15 protein-coding genes are annotated in these 17,810 nt (G+C 61.2%); 2 read left to right on the forward strand and 13 right to left on the reverse strand.

Features of this window, described 5'->3' with window-relative positions; genetic code table 11:
- Positions 1–93: 93 nt before the first annotated feature.
- Positions 94–813, forward strand: coding sequence for a 16S rRNA (uracil(1498)-N(3))-methyltransferase (locus RMV17_RS27595; protein WP_311883984.1), 720 nt, complete (start codon positions 94–96; stop codon positions 811–813).
- 111 nt (positions 814–924) lie between these two features.
- Here the strand turns inward: RMV17_RS27595 and trhA are convergent, their stop codons facing one another.
- Positions 925–1,542, reverse strand: a complete 618-nt coding sequence (gene trhA / locus RMV17_RS27600; RefSeq protein WP_007913708.1) for a PAQR family membrane homeostasis protein TrhA — start codon at positions 1,540–1,542, stop codon at positions 925–927.
- A gap of 187 nt (positions 1,543–1,729) precedes the next feature.
- Here trhA and RMV17_RS27605 point away from each other — a divergent pair, with 187 nt between their 5' ends.
- Entirely contained in the window at positions 1,730–2,650 is a 921-nt protein-coding gene (locus RMV17_RS27605; RefSeq protein ID WP_077574886.1) for a LysR substrate-binding domain-containing protein, read from the forward strand.
- Between the two features lie 320 nt (positions 2,651–2,970).
- Here the strand turns inward: RMV17_RS27605 and madM are convergent, their stop codons facing one another.
- The 12 genes from madM to RMV17_RS27665 form a co-directional block, all read right to left on the reverse strand.
- A complete protein-coding gene (gene madM, locus RMV17_RS27610) occupies positions 2,971–3,735 on the reverse strand; it encodes a malonate transporter subunit MadM (protein ID WP_007913704.1) in 765 nt (254 codons plus the stop codon).
- A gap of 1 nt (position 3,736) precedes the next feature.
- Complete coding sequence (madL, locus tag RMV17_RS27615; protein ID WP_095121489.1) at positions 3,737–4,153, reverse strand: malonate transporter subunit MadL; 417 nt, start codon at positions 4,151–4,153, stop codon at positions 3,737–3,739.
- 65 nt (positions 4,154–4,218) lie between these two features.
- Positions 4,219–5,139, reverse strand: coding sequence for a malonate decarboxylase subunit epsilon (gene mdcH, locus RMV17_RS27620; protein ID WP_311883990.1), 921 nt, complete (start codon positions 5,137–5,139; stop codon positions 4,219–4,221).
- On the reverse strand, positions 5,136–5,756 hold the full coding sequence (locus tag RMV17_RS27625) for a malonate decarboxylase holo-ACP synthase (protein WP_311883991.1): 621 nt from the start codon (positions 5,754–5,756) through the stop codon (positions 5,136–5,138). The genes mdcH and RMV17_RS27625 overlap by 4 nt, the downstream gene beginning before the upstream one ends.
- Complete coding sequence (gene mdcE, locus RMV17_RS27630; protein ID WP_311883994.1) at positions 5,750–6,535, reverse strand: biotin-independent malonate decarboxylase subunit gamma; 786 nt, start codon at positions 6,533–6,535, stop codon at positions 5,750–5,752. Before mdcE ends, RMV17_RS27625 begins: the two co-directional genes overlap by 7 nt.
- Entirely contained in the window at positions 6,532–7,383 is an 852-nt protein-coding gene (locus RMV17_RS27635) for a biotin-independent malonate decarboxylase subunit beta (protein WP_311883996.1), read from the reverse strand. Before RMV17_RS27635 ends, mdcE begins: the two co-directional genes overlap by 4 nt.
- A complete protein-coding gene (locus RMV17_RS27640) occupies positions 7,376–7,675 on the reverse strand; it encodes a malonate decarboxylase subunit delta (protein WP_007913697.1) in 300 nt (99 codons plus the stop codon). The genes RMV17_RS27635 and RMV17_RS27640 overlap by 8 nt, the downstream gene beginning before the upstream one ends.
- Positions 7,675–8,547: a triphosphoribosyl-dephospho-CoA synthase gene (locus RMV17_RS27645; RefSeq protein ID WP_311883998.1), complete on the reverse strand. Its 873-nt coding sequence runs from the start codon at positions 8,545–8,547 to the stop codon at positions 7,675–7,677. Before RMV17_RS27645 ends, RMV17_RS27640 begins: the two co-directional genes overlap by 1 nt.
- A complete protein-coding gene (gene mdcA, locus RMV17_RS27650) occupies positions 8,547–10,217 on the reverse strand; it encodes a malonate decarboxylase subunit alpha (RefSeq protein WP_311884000.1) in 1,671 nt (556 codons plus the stop codon). Before mdcA ends, RMV17_RS27645 begins: the two co-directional genes overlap by 1 nt.
- 337 nt (positions 10,218–10,554) lie before the next feature.
- Entirely contained in the window at positions 10,555–10,920 is a 366-nt protein-coding gene (locus RMV17_RS27655) for a DUF6124 family protein (protein ID WP_034153647.1), read from the reverse strand.
- A 528-nt stretch (positions 10,921–11,448) separates the two neighbouring features.
- Positions 11,449–11,919 (reverse strand): chemotaxis protein CheW, encoded by a 471-nt coding sequence (locus RMV17_RS27660; protein ID WP_311884003.1) that lies wholly within the window; start codon positions 11,917–11,919, stop codon positions 11,449–11,451.
- On the reverse strand, positions 11,912–17,809 hold the full coding sequence (locus RMV17_RS27665; RefSeq protein WP_311884005.1) for an Hpt domain-containing protein: 5,898 nt from the start codon (positions 17,807–17,809) through the stop codon (positions 11,912–11,914). The genes RMV17_RS27660 and RMV17_RS27665 overlap by 8 nt, the downstream gene beginning before the upstream one ends.
- Position 17,810 lies beyond the last annotated feature (1 nt).

Genomic DNA, 17,810 nt, shown 5'->3' on the forward strand with positions numbered 1-17,810 from the left:
CCCGGGACGCTCCGCGTCCCAAAGCGGACGCAGAGCGTCCATTGAGGCATTCCCACGCAGAGCGTGGGAACGATCTAATCTGAGAGACCCGAAATGAGACTGTCCCGCTTCTTTATCGATGCCCCCCTGAGCACCGGCGAACACGAATTGCCGGAAGCCCAGGCGCATTACATCAGCCGCGTGCTGCGCATGACCGAGGGCGATGCAGTGCAGTTGTTCGACGGCTCTGGCCATGAGTTCCGCGGTGCTCTGCTGGAAGTCGGCAAGAAGCGCGTGACCGTACAGATCGACGAGCAATTCGCCGGTCAGGTCGAATCGCCGCTGCACATCCACCTCGGCCAGGGCCTGTCCCGTGGCGAGCGCATGGATTGGGCGATTCAGAAAGCCACCGAACTGGGCGTGAATGAAATCACGCCGATCTTCAGTGATCGTTGCGAAGTCCGCCTCAAGGACGAACGCGCCGACAAACGCCTGCTGCACTGGCGTCAGGTGGCGATCAGCGCCTGCGAGCAATGTGGGCGTTCGCGGGTGCCGGTGATTCATCCGCCGGTGTTGTTGGCGGACTGGATCAAGCAGACTGAAGCCGAGTTGAAACTGGTGTTGCATCCGGTGGCAGAGCCGTTGGTGAGTCATGCCAAACCGGCGACGCTGGCGTTTCTGATCGGGCCTGAAGGCGGTTTGACGGATGCCGAAGTCGAGCAGGCCAAAGGCAACGGCTTCCACGCCGCCCGCCTCGGTCCGCGCGTGCTGCGCACCGAGACGGCGCCGGTCGTGGCGTTGGCGGTAGCCCAACAATTGTGGGGTGATTTCTAGGACGCCATCGCTGGCAAGCCAGCTCCCACAGGTGCTTTGTTGGCCACAACATTTGTGAACAACACTGAACCCTGTGGGAGCTGGCTTGCCAGCGATTAGCCGCACCTCGGTCTACAAGACGTAAAACAGAATCGCGACAAAGTGCAGCAAACTCCCGGCGATCACGAACAGATGCCAGATCCCGTGCGCATGCCGCAACCGGTGATCAAGGGCAAAAAAGATAATCCCCACCGTATACAAAACCCCGCCCGACGCCAGCCAGGCAAAACCTGTCGTACCCAACGCCGCAATCAACGGCTTCACCGCCACCAACACAATCCAGCCCATCACCGCGTAAATCACTATCGACAGAATCCGCGCCTCCGAACGCGGTTTTATCTCTTGCAGGATGCCGATCAGCGCCAGCCCCCAGACAATCCCGAACAGCGTCCAGCCCCACGGCCCGCGCAGGGTGACCAGGCAGAACGGCGTGTAGCTACCGGCAATCAGCAGGTAGATCGAAAAGTGATCGACCTTCTTCATGATCGCTTTCTTGCGCCCGCGCACGCTGTGGTACACGGTCGAGGCGCTGTAAAGCACCAGCAGGGTGAAAGCGTAAATCGCCACACTGACAATCTTCCACGGGCTGCCGTCCAGGCAGGCAATCACCAACATCCAGACGCCGCCAACAAAAGCCGCCACCGCCCCGACCAGATGGGTCCAGGCGTTCAATCGTTCTCCGTGATACATGTATCGCTTACCTCATATTCATTACCGCAGCGCGCAAGGCTCGGGCCTTGCGCGTAAAAGCGCAATCAAAAGATCGCAGCCTTCGGCAGCTCCTACCTTCGAACACATTCCAATGTAGGAGCTGCCGAAGGCTGCGATCTTTTGATCTTCAAGGCACAATCGACGCATTCCAAAAAGAGTCCGCGCCATGCTGATCGACGAAGAATTGACCCTGAAAAAACTCGAGGTGTTCCTCGCTTTCATGCGCACCGGCAACCTCGCCCGCGCCGCCGCCGAGTTGCAGACCAGCAACGTCAGCGTGCATCGCGCGATTCACTCGCTGGAAAGCGCCCTGCGCTGCCCGCTGTTCAAACACGAAGGCCGCAACCTGACACCGCTGGAAAGTGCTTACGTCCTCGAAGAACGCGCACAGAAATTGATCAACGACGTCGTCGAAAGCGTACGTCTGACCCGCGAAGCCGCCGGGTTCTCCGCTGAACGCTTCAAACTCGGCTCGCTGTACTCGCTGACAGTGAAAACCGTACCGCAACTGATCATGGGCCTGAAGATTCGCCGCAGTGAACTCAATATCGACCTTATCCTCGGCTCGAACATCGACCTGCTCTACAAGCTGAAAAACATGGAAGTCGACGCGATTCTGGTGTCGCTGGACGACAGCATCAACGACCCGGATTGCGAGCAGATTGCGCTGTTTTCCGACGACATCTTCCTCGCCACCCCGGCGGATTCAAAGTTCGCCCAGCGCAGTGAGGTGGATCTGGCTGAGGTGCGCGATGAAACCTTCATCACCCTGACCCAAGGCTTTGCCACGCATCAGGACGGTAACCGGGTATTCAAGCAGGCGGGGTTCGAGCCGAAGGTGGCGATGCAGGTGAATGACATCTTCACGCTGTTGAGCATGGTCAGTTCGGGGGTGGGTTATGCGTTGCTGCCGGGAAGGATTGCAGCGGTGTATGAGAACCGGGTGAAGCTGATTCCGTTGCAGGAGAAGTACCGGTTGCAGCAGCACATTGGTGTGGTGTTTTTGAAAGCCAAGGAAAGGGACCCGAATTTGCTGGCGCTGTTGGCGGAGTGTCGGATGTATGCCAATCGGCAGTTGGCGGATTAACAGCAGATCAAGAGCTTACCCCCTCACCCCAGCCCTCTCCCCCAAGGGGGCGAGGGGGAAAGGGAGCAGATCTTCATGGGTTTCAAGACCTGAGTTCGACTCAGGACTTTCAGGTCGGCGTACCTCCAACATCCACCTCGGTCAGTCCCCTCTCCGCCAAAGGGTAGAGGGGGAAAGGGAACAGATCTCCGTGGGTTTCAAGCCTGAGTTTGACTCAGGACTTACAGGTCGGCGTACCTCCAACATCCAACGCGGTCAGTCCCCTCTCCCTACGGGCGGTCCGACGTTTCGGGAGGGCTAGGGTGAGGGGCTTTTGATCTTCAACCCACAATCCCGCGAACAATGAAAAACAACAGCGATGGCCCCAGCAAACACCCAAGCCCGGTATGAAACGTAGCCGTCAACGCCCCATAAGGCACCAACCGCCGATCCGTCGCCGCCAACCCAGCTGTAACGCCACTGACAGTCCCGGCCAAGCCACCAAACACCATCGCCGAACGCGGGTTATCCAGGCCCATCCAGCGCGCCGCGACCGGCGTGCCGACCATCACCAGAATCGCCTTGATCAACCCGGTGGCAATCGACAGCGCCATCACATCCGAGGTCGCGCCAATCGCCGCACCGGTCACTGGCCCAACAATGTAAGTCACCGCCCCGGCGCCAATGGTGGTCATGCTCACCGCATCACGATAACCAAACGCCCAGGCCATGCACGCGCCGACAATGAACGGCAGAATCGTGCCCAGCAGCAACGCGATCACACCAATCAACCCGGCCTTCTTCGCCTCGGTCGCCTGCACTTCAAACGCCGTGGCCACAATCGCAAAGTCACGCAGCATCGCCCCGCCCATCAGGCCGATACCGGAGAACAGTGTCAGATCCGCCAGACCTTTCTGCCCGCCGGTCATGGTGCCGCCGACCCACGCCAAAACCAGACCAATAACGATGGCGATCGCCGAGCCGTGAATGCGTCCGAACGTCAGGCGTTTGGACAGAACCACCGACACCCACATGATCACGCCGACAAAAGCGAATGCAGTGACCAGCCCGTTATGTTCCAGACCTTTCTCGATGAGATCCCACATATCAGCGACCCCCTACTGGCGTGCCGACCGGGGAGACTTCCGCCGGTTCGTCGGGCAATGGCTCGCCTTTATGCGTGCGGCTGATCAGGGCAATCGTGCAGCCACAAACCACCACCGAACCGATCGCCGCCAGCACCGCCACCGGGCCGCCGTGTAGCGCGGTGACAACGTTCTGTTGCGCCGCCATCGCCACCACCACCGGAATGTACATCGCGCCCCAGAAGCCGACGCCCATCTCGCATTCCTTGGTCATGCCGCCGCGCTTCTGCATCCACAACCGCGCGCAAATCAACAGGATCATGGCGATGCCGACCCCGCCGACATTGGATTTGACGCCCAACAACACGCCGAGCATGTCACCCATGATCACCCCTGCCAGCGTACAGATCGCGAGCAGCGCCACACCGTAAATAATCATTGTTGTAGTCCTCAAAGTGCATCGTCGAATGTTGTTTTTGTTGTTCGAAGCTTGAGTCGGCGGTTTTAGAGTTGGCGGCCACCCTCCTCTCGCAACAGCGCCTGCAAGGTGTCGAGGCGCGCACTGTCGAAGGCAGTCACGGTGCCTTGTTCGAACACCCGGCGCGCCAGCCCGGTCAGCACCGCACCGGGCGGCAGTTCGATCTGTAAACGTACGCCGCGCTCGTAAGCGCTTTGCACGGTGCCGCGCCAATCCACCACGCGGCACATGTTGAAGGCGAGGTCGTCGCGCAGCGCTTCAACTTTGGTCACAGGGCGCGCGCGGCTGCCGCTCAGGTAAGCGATTTTCGCGGTTGTCAGTTCAACCTTGGCGAACGCTTCGGCGAGGGTTTGCGCCGGTTTTTCCAGCAATGGGCAGTGCGACGGCACACTTACCGCCAGACGTTTTGCCAGACCGGCACCACGACTGCGCGCCAGATCCGCGACCGCTTGCATGGCCTTGTCACTGCCGGCAATCACCACCTGATTGTTTGCGTTGATGTTGGCCAGATACACAGGCGAATCCTCGCTGTGTACCTGCGCCAGCAGCGATTCGACTGTGGATAACTGCAGACCGATGATCGCGGTCATGCCGTAGCCTTGTGGATAAGCCTGCTGCATCAACTCACCGCGCAGGCTGACCAGATGCAACGCGTCGCTGAAGCTCAGCGCCCCGGCGACCACCGCTGCCGGGTAAGCGCCAATGGATAGACCGGCGACGTAATCCGCCGTGAGTCCGTCCTGCAACAACTGCCGCGAAGCAGCGACTCCGGCGATCAGCAAGCACAGCTGAACCGCCCTTGTCGTGCGCAATGCTTGAGCAGAGTCGAGCAGCAAAACATCCTCATCGAGCACATCACTGGCCTCGACCAAGGTTTCCCGAGGCAAGCGCTGAAGCATGCCCGCTTGCTGCGCGCCCTGGCCGGGGAACACCAGCAGACTGCTCACGCTGCCTGCTCCTGGGGGTTCCATGGATCGGTCACCAAGCAAGCCTGATGGGCATTTTTCAGCAGCACGCGCGCCGAACCGCTGGCCCATTCACGCAACGCCACAGCACCGAACGGCGTCTGCAACTGCAGGTCGACCCGGCACACAGCCTGATCAAAAAGCACGACCAGTTTGCGTGCCTGATTGCGGGTAATCAGTTGCGGCGTGCGCAGAATCAGATCGAGGTCACTAGCCGCGTGCATCGCTTTAAACCCACTGGCCAGTTCAAACCCGACACTGCCGCTGACACCCCAGACCCAACCGCAATCGTCGAGCATCGGCCGCAGTTGCTGGAGCGCGTGCATGACCGGCAGATCGCGCTCGCACTCAACGTGACAAAGCGCTTCCGGACTGACGCGACATGCAATCGAGTCGACCGCCATAAACGCTGCCAGCCGTTGCTCGCGTAACACGCCGCGCACGCCCACCGCGACAAAACCTTCAGCACTCAACGCCCGCCGCACTACCACCGGTTGGCCGGCGGCCAGCGACTCGACTGCCCACAACGGCGCATCCGCCGGCAACTGCGCCGGGGTCATGCCCCAGAGCAGGTCGTGGGCCAGAGGCGTGCTCACCACTGCGCCCTCAGCAGCTCGCGTACACGGCTGGAAGCAGCACGATTTTTAGCGCCGAGGCGATTGCTCAAGTCAGTGCTGGCGATATCGCCGATGGCCTGTTTCAGGCATTCGTTCACCCGTGCCAGATCCTCCGCCGTCGGCTGCTCAATCTGTTGCACCGACAGGGTTTCCCAGAGCAAACCGAGGCTCGCATAACTGTCGATGTCATAAGCCATCGGCGGCACACTGGCGGCCAGCGCTTCCAGTTCTTCAACACTGCGCAAGGTTACCCGCGCCGCCGAAGCCTTGCCCATCGCATGCACCATCACGCCGGGATCGCGCAGCGCAATCAAACGATTGGCCTGATAACCATGAGCCAGAAACGCCCCGGACATCGCTTTACCGACCAACAACGCAATCACCGGATGCCCAGCCAAACGCGCGCGGGCATAACTGTCCGCCGCACCGGCCAGCGCCTGATGAATGCCGAGGGCTTCTTCGCGCCGACCATAAGCCTGGCTCGGCACATCGACGATGGCGATGATCGGGCGCTTCTGCGCTTTATCGCGGTCAGCCGTGATCGCGTCATCCACGGCCTTGGCCAGACCCCAGCCTTCAAGCAAGCCGACTTCACCATTGCGCGCACGCAGAAAACGATTGTCCGGATCAGCGACCACAGCGATAAAACGCCCAAGTTCACCATCGGCAACCCGCAGCGATGGCGGCAAACCCTCAACGGCTTTCGCTCCGGTGCTCAAGGCGTCGAACCAGTTCAAACCGCGCAATGAATAACCGCTCATGAGCGCTCTCCTTGATACAGATCGCGAACCACCGACGGCTCGATTTGCGGGTCAGTGTTCAGACTGCTCAGGCGTTGCAGAAACCATTCGGCGCACTGGCTGCGTGGCTGTGTCGGCAAACCCTGCTGCAGTAATTCACCAACCTGCTGACGAATATTCGCCACGTCATCGGCCACATAACGATCCACCAGACCACTGGCAAACCGCTGCTCGCCACCGGTCAGGCTCCAAATGAATGGCCGGTCGCGCGAGTCGTATTCCTCGATCCCCGCTTCCTGCTCAATCACTTGCGGGCCGTTCAAACCGAGGCGCGCTTCCTGAGTCACCAGCAAATAGCTGCACAGCGCCGCCGCAATCGACATACCACCGAAACAACCAACGCTGCCAGCGACCACACCGACCACCGGTTGGTACTGCTGCAAATCGACAATCGCCGCATGAATATCAGCAATCGCCGCCAACCCGAGATTGGCCTCCTGCAAGCGCACACCACCGGTTTCCAGCAGCAACACCGCGCGGGTCGGAATGCCTTTGCGGTTGTCTTCAGCCGCCAGCTCCAGCGCGCCGGCAATTTTTGCTCCGCCGACTTCGCCAAGGCTGCCACCCTGAAACGCGCCTTCAATTGCGGCGATGACCACTGGCAAACCGTCGAGACTACCCTTGGCAATCACCACGCCGTCATCGGCCTGCGGCACCACGCCCTGACGTTCAAGCCACGGCGACATCACCCGTTGAAACGGATCGAGCAATTCGCGAAAACTGCCGGCATCGAGCAAGGCTTTCGCCCGTTGCCGCGCGCCGAGTTCGACGAAGCTGTGTTTGTTCAAAAGCGCTGCGCTGTCAGTCATGGCCGATCTCCTCGAAACCTTGTTCCAGACGCAAGCGCACCACCCCCGGCGTCGCGCCGAAGTCGTGGATATCGATGGCCATTGCCGGCGGCGTGGTGCCGTCGAACATCCGCGCAAACAGGTGCTGCCAGCGCAGTTGCGCGCCGTTGACCGAGGTCTGCACATTGATCGTCAGCTTGCCGGCCAGGCCCGGCTCGATCAGCACTTCCAGATCACCCGAGCCGACACAACCGACCAGCGCACGACCGCGTGGCGGCTGACCGGCGGGGAATTCAAACGATAGGGTTTCCATCAAAACGCTCCCTGAAGGATGCCGTCGCGCTCGATACGATCGAGCAGCAGCGTGGCGGCGAGCAAGTCGGCGGCGCCACCGGGCGAGGCATTCAATGCGATGAGTTGTTGATCCAGTTCGTGCAAGCGGCGGCGACCGCTGAGGCTGGCGCCGCCACCGGCGTCGAGCACTGCTTGCGCGCCGCTTTGCATGGCGTGCAGGCCCTCTTCGCCGGCGCGGTAGAGCACGCAGGTGTCGGCCAGATTCGTCATGATTGCGAGCAAGGCGTCGAGCCGGGCGTTCTGTTCGCCGTGGCCGTTGGCGCGGCTGCGTTTTAGTTGCGGCAGGCCGCGTTGCAGCACCGATGGGAAGCCGAGTTGCGCCTCTTCACGAGCGCCGCGTGCGCCGTAACGCAGGGCAACTTGGGCGCCGTGGCTCAACGGTTTGGGTGCGTGGCGATCATCCAGCAAGGCCAGACGTGCAGCGCGCAGAGAGACTGCGTTAGCACTAGAGGATTGTGGCTCCAGTGCAGCGGCCGTCACCAACAATCCCAGCGCCCAAATTGCACCGCGATGCGTGTTCACGCCGTTGGTGGTTGTGAGCATGGCTTGCTCGCCCTCACGTCCGATGCGGCCAATCGCTTCGCGCAAGGTTGAATCGACATTGCCGATTTCAACCGCCGCTTCCGCCATTTCCTTGAACGCCGGCCACAACGACAGCGCCGAAGCGTGCATCAGGCCCAGGTGCAGATCGGTGTGCGCGCCATTGCCGCGACGGTCGACCAGCGCCGGTTTCGGCGACAGATCAGCTTCGTCGATCAGCGCGTCCACCGCCAGATCGGCCAATCGATCAGCCAGGGACAGCGGTTTCGCTTGCAGATTAAGTGCGTGCATTACCAGCTCCTGAATTTGGCGGGCGGGTTGTACAGGCCGCCGGACCACTCGACCAGATCGGCCACGCTTTTCGCCGCGAGCAATTCGCGAGTTGCGTCGGTGCGGCGGATGCCGAGGTCTTCGGGCAAGGCGATCAGGCCTTCACGGCGCATGCGTTCGGTGTCTTTCGGGTTGTGGCGCAGGCCGATGGCGGTGACACCGGCGACTGCGGCGATCATCGCCTGGCGCTCTTCCAGCGAGCGCGCCTTGTACAGGTAGGCGATGCCTTCTTCGGTGAGCAGGTGGGTGACGTCGTCGCCGTAGATCATGATCGGCGCCAGCGGCATGCCGCTTTTCTTCGCCACTTCCACGGCGTCGAGGGTTTCGACGAAGGTCGGTTTGCCACCCTCCTGGAAGGTCTCGACCATTTGCACCACGAGTTTTTTACCGCGTTCGAGCATCGGTTGCTGCGAGTCGTCGTGGCGCATGTCCAGCCACGCCGGGGTGCCGTGACGGCGACCGCGCGGGTCGTGGCCCATGTTCGGCGCACCGCCGAAGCCGGCGAGGCGGCCTCGGGTCACGGTTGAGGAATGGCAATCGCCATCGACCTGCAACGTCGCGCCGATAAACAGATCCACCGCGTATTGCCCGGCGAGCTGACAGAACATCCGGTTGGAACGCAGCGAGCCGTCGCGACCGGTGAAGAACACGTCCGGGCGCGCGGCGATGTAATTTTCCATGCCCAGTTCGGTGCCGAAGCAATGCACGCTTTCGACCCAGCCGCTCTCTATCGCCGGGATCAGCGTCGGGTGCGGGTTGAGCGTCCAGTTGCGGCAGATCTTGCCTTTGAGGCCGAGGGATTCGCCGTAGGTCGGCAGGATCAATTCGATGGCGGCGGTGTTGAAACCGATGCCGTGATTGAGCGACTGCACGTTGTGTTTTTCGTAGATGCCACGGATCGCCATCATCGCCATCAACACGTGCACAGGCTTGATATGGCGTGGGTCGCGGGTGAACAGCGGTTCGATGTAGAACGGCTTGTCCGCCACCACGACGAAATCGACCCACGACGCAGGAATGTCCACTCGCGGCAGTTCGCTGACGTCGTCGACCAATTGGTTGACCTGGACGATGACGATGCCGTCGCTGAACGCGGCGGGTTCGATCAATGCCGGTGTGTCTTCGGTGCTCGGGCCAGTGTAGATGTTGCCGGCGCGGTCGGCCATGAAACCGGCCGAGAGCACGACGTTGGGGATCAGGTCCACCACCAGTCGGGCATAGAGTTCGATGTAAGTGTGGATCGCGCCGACTTCCAGCAGGCCGTCTTCGAGCAACTGGCTGATGCGCAGGCTTTGAGTGCCGGCGAAGGAGAAATCGAGTTTGCGGGCGATGCCACGTTCGAACAGGTCAAGGTGCTCAGAGCGACCGACGCTGGGCATGATCATGTGCAGGTCGTGGAGCTTTTCCGGATCGGCTTTGGCCAGCGAACGCGAAAGGAAATCCGCTTGCTTCTGGTTGTTGCCCTCGAGTACCACACGGTCGCCGGGGTGGATCAGCGCTTCGAGCGCGGCGACGATCTTGTCGGTGGGCAACACCACACCGTCGGCCAGCCCGCGCACCTTGTCGAGGCGGCGCTGCTTCTCATCGCGCCGCCGCGTCCAGCGCGAGTCGGGGGAAATTGTTGTTGTCATGCTCACTCCACGGGGTTCGCTGTCGTGGAGCTAAGGTAGGCGTGTGGGGTGGGGGCATCAATCAAGCGCGGTGGTGAATCGTTACGGTCAGGGTAACGATCAAGAGCCGCCCTCACCCTAGCCCTCTCCCGGAGGGAGAGGGGACCGATTGGGGGATATTCAGGAATTGCGCCGACCTGGGAATGTTGTACTGAATCCAGAATTTACTAGGTTCACCATATCCATAATCGACTCGGTTTTTCAGGTCGATGTACAACGCCAGACACCTCGGTCGGCCCCCTCTCCCTACGGGCGGTCCGACGTTTCGGGAGGGCTGGGGTGAGGGTCAGCTTTTAAGTCACTCCGTCGGCACCAACCTATCCAACAAACGGTTGACGGCCATTTCCGCCACCATCACCACCTGAGCAATACCCTGCACAGTCTTGCGGTGCGTACCTTCCACCATTGCCGCATGGTTGTTAAGCATCACCGTGGCCGAGCCGAGGGTTTCACTGGCGTCGGCCAGCAGGGATTCGGTGTCGGCATTGGGATTGGCCATGTACAGCGTGTTGGGGGTGTAAGGCGTGGCCATCAGATCGGCGTTGGTCGGGCCAAGGTAATGGTCGAGGGCGCGCTCGGCGGCTTCGTGGAATTTCTTCGAGTCGGGGGATTCGTAGGGGGATGCCGGGTCGGTGAGCGGGGGGTTAGGCGTAGGTTTAATCATTTTCAGGTTCCGAAATAAAGCTGGAACCGCTTCTCTGCTAAAAGAAGGGGTGGCAGCTGAACGCAGGTTAGCAGACCGGGGAACCTAAGGAAGCCGGCGCGCCGAAGCGCCCTGCGCACAGCCGCCATCGAATGCAGGCGCTAAGCCTGACGATGATGCACGTGCACCCTTAGATTAACCACAGGCTGCTAAACCCGATCACTGGAAATCAGTGACGGAATCAAATTACGCAGCATGCCAAAGGCGCACAAGCCGGCGGATTCTGGTGCATGCGTAGGCAGCGGCGCAAGGATTTGTAGGCTAGGGAGCCGTAACACAGAGTGTCTTTAAACAGCGGGCTGAAGGGTGTTTATTGCACTGCAGAAATCGAGGATTTGCCTGTAAGAATTTGCTTATGCAGCTAGCCCCATCGCTGGCAAGCCAGCTCCCACAGTGTCCGAGTTGTATTCGAATTCGGTGAACCACACAAAACCCTGTGGGAGCTGGCTTGCCAGCGATGAGGCCAGTCAGAGCAACACGAATTCTGGATCAATGGACCAGCCCCGCCTCCACCAACAACTCCTCCAGCCCCAACAAATCCGGCACCTTCGCCACTTGCTCCCCGACCTGCACCGCCGCCTGCTCCAGCGCACACAACGGCACATCGACATAACTCAACTGACTGTCGAGCTTGTACGACCGCGGAATCCCCTGCACCAGCAGCGCAATGAACTTCAACTCCGGCAACCCACCCAGCGCATTCAAAATCACAATCCGCGCGCGCTCGCCAATGACGATTTTCTGCCCGCACGCCGATTCAAAACTCAGCAACGGAATCTGCCGCTCACGCCACATCACCCGCCCCAGATACCACGGCGGCGTATCCAGATCGAAGGCGCTGGCCTGGTAATCGATCAGCTCAGCGACAGCGACGTTAGGCAGGATCAAATTGCGATCCGCCAACGGCAGCAGCAACCCGGTCAACTGACTGCTGCGCTGATTATGCCGGCGCTCATGCATGTTTCTTGCTCCACTGGGCAATGCTTTCAAGCAGCACCGACTCTTGATACGGCTTGCCGAGGTAGTCGTTGACGCCAATCGCCATGGCGCGGTCGCGGTGTTTCTGCCCGGTGCGCGAGGTGATCATGATGATCGGCAAGTGTTGCAGGCGTTCGTCGTTGCGCACCTGGGTGGCGACTTCGAAGCCGTCCATGCGCGGCATTTCGATGTCGAGCAGCATCAGGTCGGGCATGTGTTCTTCCAGCAGTAGCATGGCGTCGACACCGTCCTTGGCGGTCAGCACGTTCATGCCGTGGCGTTCGAGCAAACGGCTGGTGACCTTGCGCACGGTGACCGAGTCGTCGACCACCATCACCAGCAGCGGCTTGTGCGGCTCGCTGTCGATCTCCGGCAGCGTTGGCGTCTGCGCAACCCGCGCTTGCATCGCCCGAATCGGTGCGAACAAATCGAGAATCAGCACCACCCGACCATCGCCGAGAATCGTCGCCCCGGACACGCCCTGCACTGCCGCGAATTGCGCGCCAAGGCTCTTGACCACGATCTCGCGGGTGCCGGCCATGGTATCGACCAGCACCGCGATGCGCCGATCGTTGTAGTGCACCAGCAGCACCGGCAATGGCAGGTTCTGCCCGAGCAGTTTCGGCCGTGGCGCGGTTTTCAGCAGTTCGCCGAGGTAGCACAGCTCATAGGTCTGGCCGCCGTATTGGTAGCGCGGTGGATCAACCCGGAAGTGAGCTTCCAGATCATTCGGCAACACGCGGACGATGCCTTCGATGGTGTTCAGCGGGATCGCATATTGATCCTCACCGCACTGCACCATCAGCGCACGGTTGACCGACACGGTGAACGGCAGACGAATGCGGAAATGCACGCCCTGCCCCGGCACCGAATCAATGCTCATGCTGCCGCCGAGCTGCCGCACCTCTTCGTGCACCACGTCCATGCCGACGCCGCGCCCGGAAATCTGGGTGATCTTTTCCGCTGTGGAAAAGCCCGGCTGAAGGATGAACTGCAACACGTCGCGGTCGCTGATTTCGGCTTCCGGCGCGAGCATGCCGCGCTTGATCGCCTTGCGCCGCACCGCTTCCAGCGGCACCCCGGCGCCGTCATCGCGAATATCGAAAACGATGTCGCCGCCCTCGCGGGACAGGTCGAGGCTGATCTGCCCTTGCGCCGGTTTACCCGCCGCCAGCCGCACTTCGGCGGACTCCAGACCGTGGTCGACGGCGTTGCGCAGCATGTGTTCCAGCGGCGCCGCCATACGCTCCAGCACGTTGCGGTCCATCTCGCCTTCGGCGTTGCCGACGACAAACGCGACGTCTTTGTTCAGTTCTTCGGCGACCTGGCGGACGATGCGTTTCAAACGCGGCAACATTCGCTCGAACGGCACCATGCGCGTGCGCATCAGGCCTTCCTGCAATTCGGTGTTGATGCGGCCCTGTTGCTGCAACAGGTTCTCCGCGTCGTGATTGCGGCGGTCGAGGGTTTCCTTGAGGTCGAGCAAGTCGGAAGCCGATTCGAACAGCGCCCGCGACAGTTGCTGCAACTGCGAATGGCGGTCCATTTCCAGTGGGTCGAACTCTTCGTAGCCGAGGCGTTCGGCATCGACTTGCTGACGGCTGAGAATCCGCCCTTGGGTTTCCGTGTCGAGGCGGCGCAACTGATCGCGCATGCGTTCGATGGTGGTTTCCATCTCGTTCAGGGCGATCTGCGCATCGTTGACCTGCTGTTCGATACGGCCACGGAAGATCGAGGTTTCGCCGGCCAGATTGACCAGCTCATCGAGCAGTTCGGCGGAGACTTTAACCATGTCCGCGCCAGCCTCGGCAGCCAGTGGCGCGGGTTCGGTCTTGGCGGGCAGCGGCACCGCTGGCGGTGTTTCAATCGTTACCGGATGGCTGAAGTTCTGGATTGCGTTGATCAGCCGATCCGCCGGTGGACACGGTTGCCCGGCGCGCACGCCATCGAGCATTTGCGCCAGTCGATCATGGCCGCGCTGCACCAGTGCGAACAGCTCCGCCGACGCCTGCAAAGCGCCGCTGGAAAGACTTTCGTAAAGGTATTCCAGCTCATGCGCGAGGTCGCCGATCGGGCCGATCTCGACCATCCGCGCGCCACCCTTGAGGGTATGCAGATCGCGCAGCAGGGTTTCCACTTCCTGACGATTGCCCGGCTCGGCCTGCCAGCGCAGCAGTGCGGCGCCGGAGTTTTCGATGATGTCGAAACCTTCTTCGAGGAAGATTTCCAGCAGCTCCGGGTCGTGACCGGCGCTGTCGTGCTCGGTTATTGCTGGCGGCGTTTCGGCAACGTTTTGGCCTTGGCGGACCTGACGGATCGTTTCGATCAGTTCCTGTGCCGGCGTCAGCGGCTGATGGTTTTGCAGTTGATCAAGCAACAACGCCAAGCGGTCATGGCTCTTGAGCAGCAAGCGTCCCAAGGTTTCGCTGTAGCTGTAGCGACGATCGACCAGACCTTCGTAAAGGCTTTCCAGCTCCTGGGCCAAATCGCCGATGGCCTCGACTTCAGCCATCCGCGCGCCGCCCTTGAGCGTATGCAAATCGCGCTGCAACGAGGACAGCGGCGCAACGTTATCCGGGTCGTTCAGCCAGCGCTGCAGGGCTTGGCCTGAGCTGTCGAGAATGTCGACCGCCTCTTCGAGGAAGATCTCGACGATCTCGTCATCGGGTTCAAGCGCCGTTGCCTTTTGCTGCAACTCGGCGGTGGCGCTGCCCAGTTCACGGATGCTCAGGGTGCGGCTGCCATCACTGCGGATCAGGCCCATCGACGACGGATCGAGACTCTCATCAAGCAGGTCATGCAGCGCCCGAATCCGCGCCGGTTGCGGCGTGACTTCCTGTCCGGCCGCCAGTTCGTCGAGCATGTTGATCAGCGCTTCATGGGCGTTTTGCGCTTCCTGAAAAAACCGTTCGCTGACCGCCAGGCTGCTTTCTTCCACCGCGCCATACAGGTCAAGCAAGGCTTCGCACAACACATCGACTGGCAGCAGATCGGCCAGGTGCGCGCCTTCGCCAAGGGTGGTCAGCTCATCCAGCAACGCGCTGAGTTCCTGACGTTCGCCGGGATGTTGCTGCCAGCGCTGCAAGAGGTTTTCCGCGTCGAGGAGGATGTCCATGCCTTGAGCGAGAAAGTTGTTGATCAGTTGCGGATCGCGCTTGATCCGCAGGCCGGTGTTCGGCGCACTGAGGATCGATTCCAGACGCTCGGCGAGCAGGGTTTCCGAGCGTTTGATCAGCGACTGCGCACCGACAATCGGCGCCAGCGGATCATGCTTGAGTTGACGCAGGCCGACGCGGAACAAGCCCTCGGCTTCGAGGAGCAATTCCACTTCGTCGAGGTCCAGCGGCAACTGGTGCGCCTTGAATTCGCGGGCCAGTTGATCGAGCGGTGCAGCCAGTTCGGCAATCGGCAATACGCCGGCCATCGAGGCACTGCCCTTGAGCGTGTGCAAGGCGCGCTGCAACTCGTCGCTGGCCTGCAACGGCACATGCTCGGCGGCCTGATCGAGAAAACGATTGAGGCTGGCGAGGTGCGTCTCGGCTTCTTTGCGGAAGATTTCCAGCAACAGCGGATCCAGCGCCGCGACATCGTCGACGTCTTCGGCAGCCAGCGGCTCAACCCCTTTGGCCAAGGCGTGCGCACGGGCCGCGAGTTGATCGACATCGCTGCGTTGCCGTTGGCTGTTAGTGGCGAATTCGCTGATCAGCTCGGGCAGCAACAGCACGGTGTCGGTCAGCACTTGCTGCACCACCGAGCCCGGTTCGACACTTTGTTCGAGCACACGGTTGAGCAGGTTTTCCACTGCCCACGCCAGCTCACCGAGAATCAGCGCGCGGACCATGCGCCCGCTGCCCTTGAGGGTGTGAAAGGCGCGGCGCAGTTCGGTCAGCGCATCACGATCCTGCGAATTGGCGATCCAGCGTGGCAGGTATTCATGGAGAACTTCGAGGACTTCGTCGGTCTCCTCAAGGAACACTTCGCGCAATTCATCGTCGACCGGTTCTTCATCGGCTGGTGGCGGCATCAGGCTGCCGGGGGTGATCAGCGCTGGCGGGTTGACCGCTGACACCGGGCTGGCCAGAACGTCGGCCAGCGACTGCACGATCTCCGGGTCGTCGAGCGCCTGCATGTCCTGCATCACCAACGCTTCGCTGGGGCTGAGCACGTCTTCGAGGACGGGAACGTGCGGCTCATTTGGGAAGAAACCGAGGCTGGCGAGGGATTTCTGCGCGACATCCAGCAGTTGCTCGCCCGGTGCCTGCGGGTCGTCGCTCAGGCGCTCGAGGTAATACTCGAGGCTGCTGATGACATCGGCCAGATGATCGAGTTGCTCCCAACCCGGCTCGTGCGGATCGAGCAGCAAATGCTCGCGGATAAAACCGTTGCAGGCTTCGACCAGACTCGCCGCGCGATTCAACGGAATCATCGCCAGCGCACCGCGCACCTGAGTCAGCAGCGCCGGCAACGGTTGCAGGTGCTGGCGATCCCAATCGGCGTCGATGTAGTCGACGATCATGTCCTTGGCCTGTTGCAGGCAGATGCGCGCTTCCTTGATGACGATCTGATGAATCTGCGTCAGGTCGGTGGTCGGCAGGCGCGCATCTTCCGGGCTTTCCGGTTCGACCGTGCCGACCATCCCGGCCAGCGTCGCTTCGACGTAGAGCAGCGCGCCGGCAACGTCCATCAGGATTGCGTCGTTCGGCTCGCGCTGGCCCTGGGCAAGGCTGAGCACCACGGCCAATTGATCAATGATCACTTTGCGCGGCTGGCCGAAACCGAGCACGGCGAGGGTGTCGGCGATCTGCCGCAACGGTGCGAGCAGGCTTTCCAGATCCGAGGTGTGCTGACGGTCGCTGCGCACGAACAGGTCGAGGCGCTCCTTGACCCGCACCAGTTCTTCACACAAGGCAGCCAGCACCGAGCGCATCGCATCGCGGTCGGGGCCGGCCAGGCGTGCGCGTTCTTCATCGACCATCGCGCTGTCGGGCAACGCGTCGTCCAGGGAGTAGCGATCTTTCATGGTCAGCATCTGCCCGGTGGGATGTTCGGCTTTGGCAATATAGAACAACAGGCTTTTCAGCAGCTCCGGCGGTGGCGGTTGATTGAGGCCGGCCATGCCTTGTTCGAGCAGGCGCTTGAGCTCTTTGTCGGCGTCCTTGAACAGGCTGCGCAGCGCCGGACTGTTGGCGATGACGCCTTCACGCATGCCTTCGACCAGCGCCGAGGCGACTTGCCACAGTGGGCTCAGGGGTGAATCGCCGCTCAGCGCTTCGAGGCGGGTGAAGACTTTGGCCAGATAACCGAGGTGGGTCTGGTCATCCTGTTCACGCAGCAGACCGACCAAAGCCATTTGCAGCATCTGGCGTAATTTGCGCAGCACGTTCGGCAACTCTGCCGGCTCAAGCAGCGCCAGTGCTTCGGCGTTCAAGGGCGGTAACTCAGGCAGTTGCGGGCTGAACAGGCTGGTTTCAGACAACAGGCTTTCGCCACGGGCGCTGCGCAGATCGTTGATCAGCGGCAGCACCACCAACGGCAAATCACGCCGGGCGCTTTGCACGCGGTCAAGGTAGATCGGCAATTGCCCAAGGGCTTGCAGCAAAAGATGCAGGGCTTCGTCGCGATGGCTGACGCGCTCATGCTGCAAGGCTTCGACCAGATGCTCCATTTCTTCGGCGAGCAACGCTGCGCCGTAGAATTCGACCATCTGCAAGCTGCCGTGAACCTGATGGATGTAATCCAGGCACTCGTCCAGCCCGGGAAAGGCCTGCGGATCATCGAGCACGGCTTCAATCGCCTGATGCGCCAGCCTCAGCGTTTCGGCAATTTCGCCTTTGACCCATTCGAGGGCCACGTAGTCGTGCCGATCACCCATA

The organism is Pseudomonas sp. VD-NE ins, from assembly GCF_031882575.1.
In the GTDB taxonomy this organism is placed as follows: Bacteria; Pseudomonadota; Gammaproteobacteria; order Pseudomonadales; family Pseudomonadaceae; genus Aquipseudomonas; species Aquipseudomonas fluorescens_BZ.

What these genes read in the sequence shown, in the direction of transcription:
- RMV17_RS27645 (WP_311883998.1), bottom strand. Translation starts at nt 8,547, where the DNA reads ATGCACGCACTTAATCTGCAAGCGAAACCGCTGTCCCTGGCTGATCGA.
- trhA (WP_007913708.1), bottom strand. Translation starts at nt 1,542, where the DNA reads ATGTATCACGGAGAACGATTGAACGCCTGGACCCATCTGGTCGGGGCG.
- madL (WP_095121489.1), bottom strand. Translation starts at nt 4,153, where the DNA reads ATGATTATTTACGGTGTGGCGCTGCTCGCGATCTGTACGCTGGCAGGG.
- RMV17_RS27665 (WP_311884005.1), bottom strand. Translation starts at nt 17,809, where the DNA reads ATGGGTGATCGGCACGACTACGTGGCCCTCGAATGGGTCAAAGGCGAA.
- RMV17_RS27655 (WP_034153647.1), bottom strand. Translation starts at nt 10,920, where the DNA reads ATGATTAAACCTACGCCTAACCCCCCGCTCACCGACCCGGCATCCCCC.
- mdcE (WP_311883994.1), bottom strand. Translation starts at nt 6,535, where the DNA reads ATGAGCGGTTATTCATTGCGCGGTTTGAACTGGTTCGACGCCTTGAGC.
- mdcA (WP_311884000.1), bottom strand. Translation starts at nt 10,217, where the DNA reads ATGACAACAACAATTTCCCCCGACTCGCGCTGGACGCGGCGGCGCGAT.
- RMV17_RS27605 (WP_077574886.1), top strand. Translation starts at nt 1,730, where the DNA reads ATGCTGATCGACGAAGAATTGACCCTGAAAAAACTCGAGGTGTTCCTC.
- RMV17_RS27635 (WP_311883996.1), bottom strand. Translation starts at nt 7,383, where the DNA reads ATGACTGACAGCGCAGCGCTTTTGAACAAACACAGCTTCGTCGAACTC.
- madM (WP_007913704.1), bottom strand. Translation starts at nt 3,735, where the DNA reads ATGTGGGATCTCATCGAGAAAGGTCTGGAACATAACGGGCTGGTCACT.
- RMV17_RS27640 (WP_007913697.1), bottom strand. Translation starts at nt 7,675, where the DNA reads ATGGAAACCCTATCGTTTGAATTCCCCGCCGGTCAGCCGCCACGCGGT.
- RMV17_RS27660 (WP_311884003.1), bottom strand. Translation starts at nt 11,919, where the DNA reads ATGCATGAGCGCCGGCATAATCAGCGCAGCAGTCAGTTGACCGGGTTG.
- RMV17_RS27595 (WP_311883984.1), top strand. Translation starts at nt 94, where the DNA reads ATGAGACTGTCCCGCTTCTTTATCGATGCCCCCCTGAGCACCGGCGAA.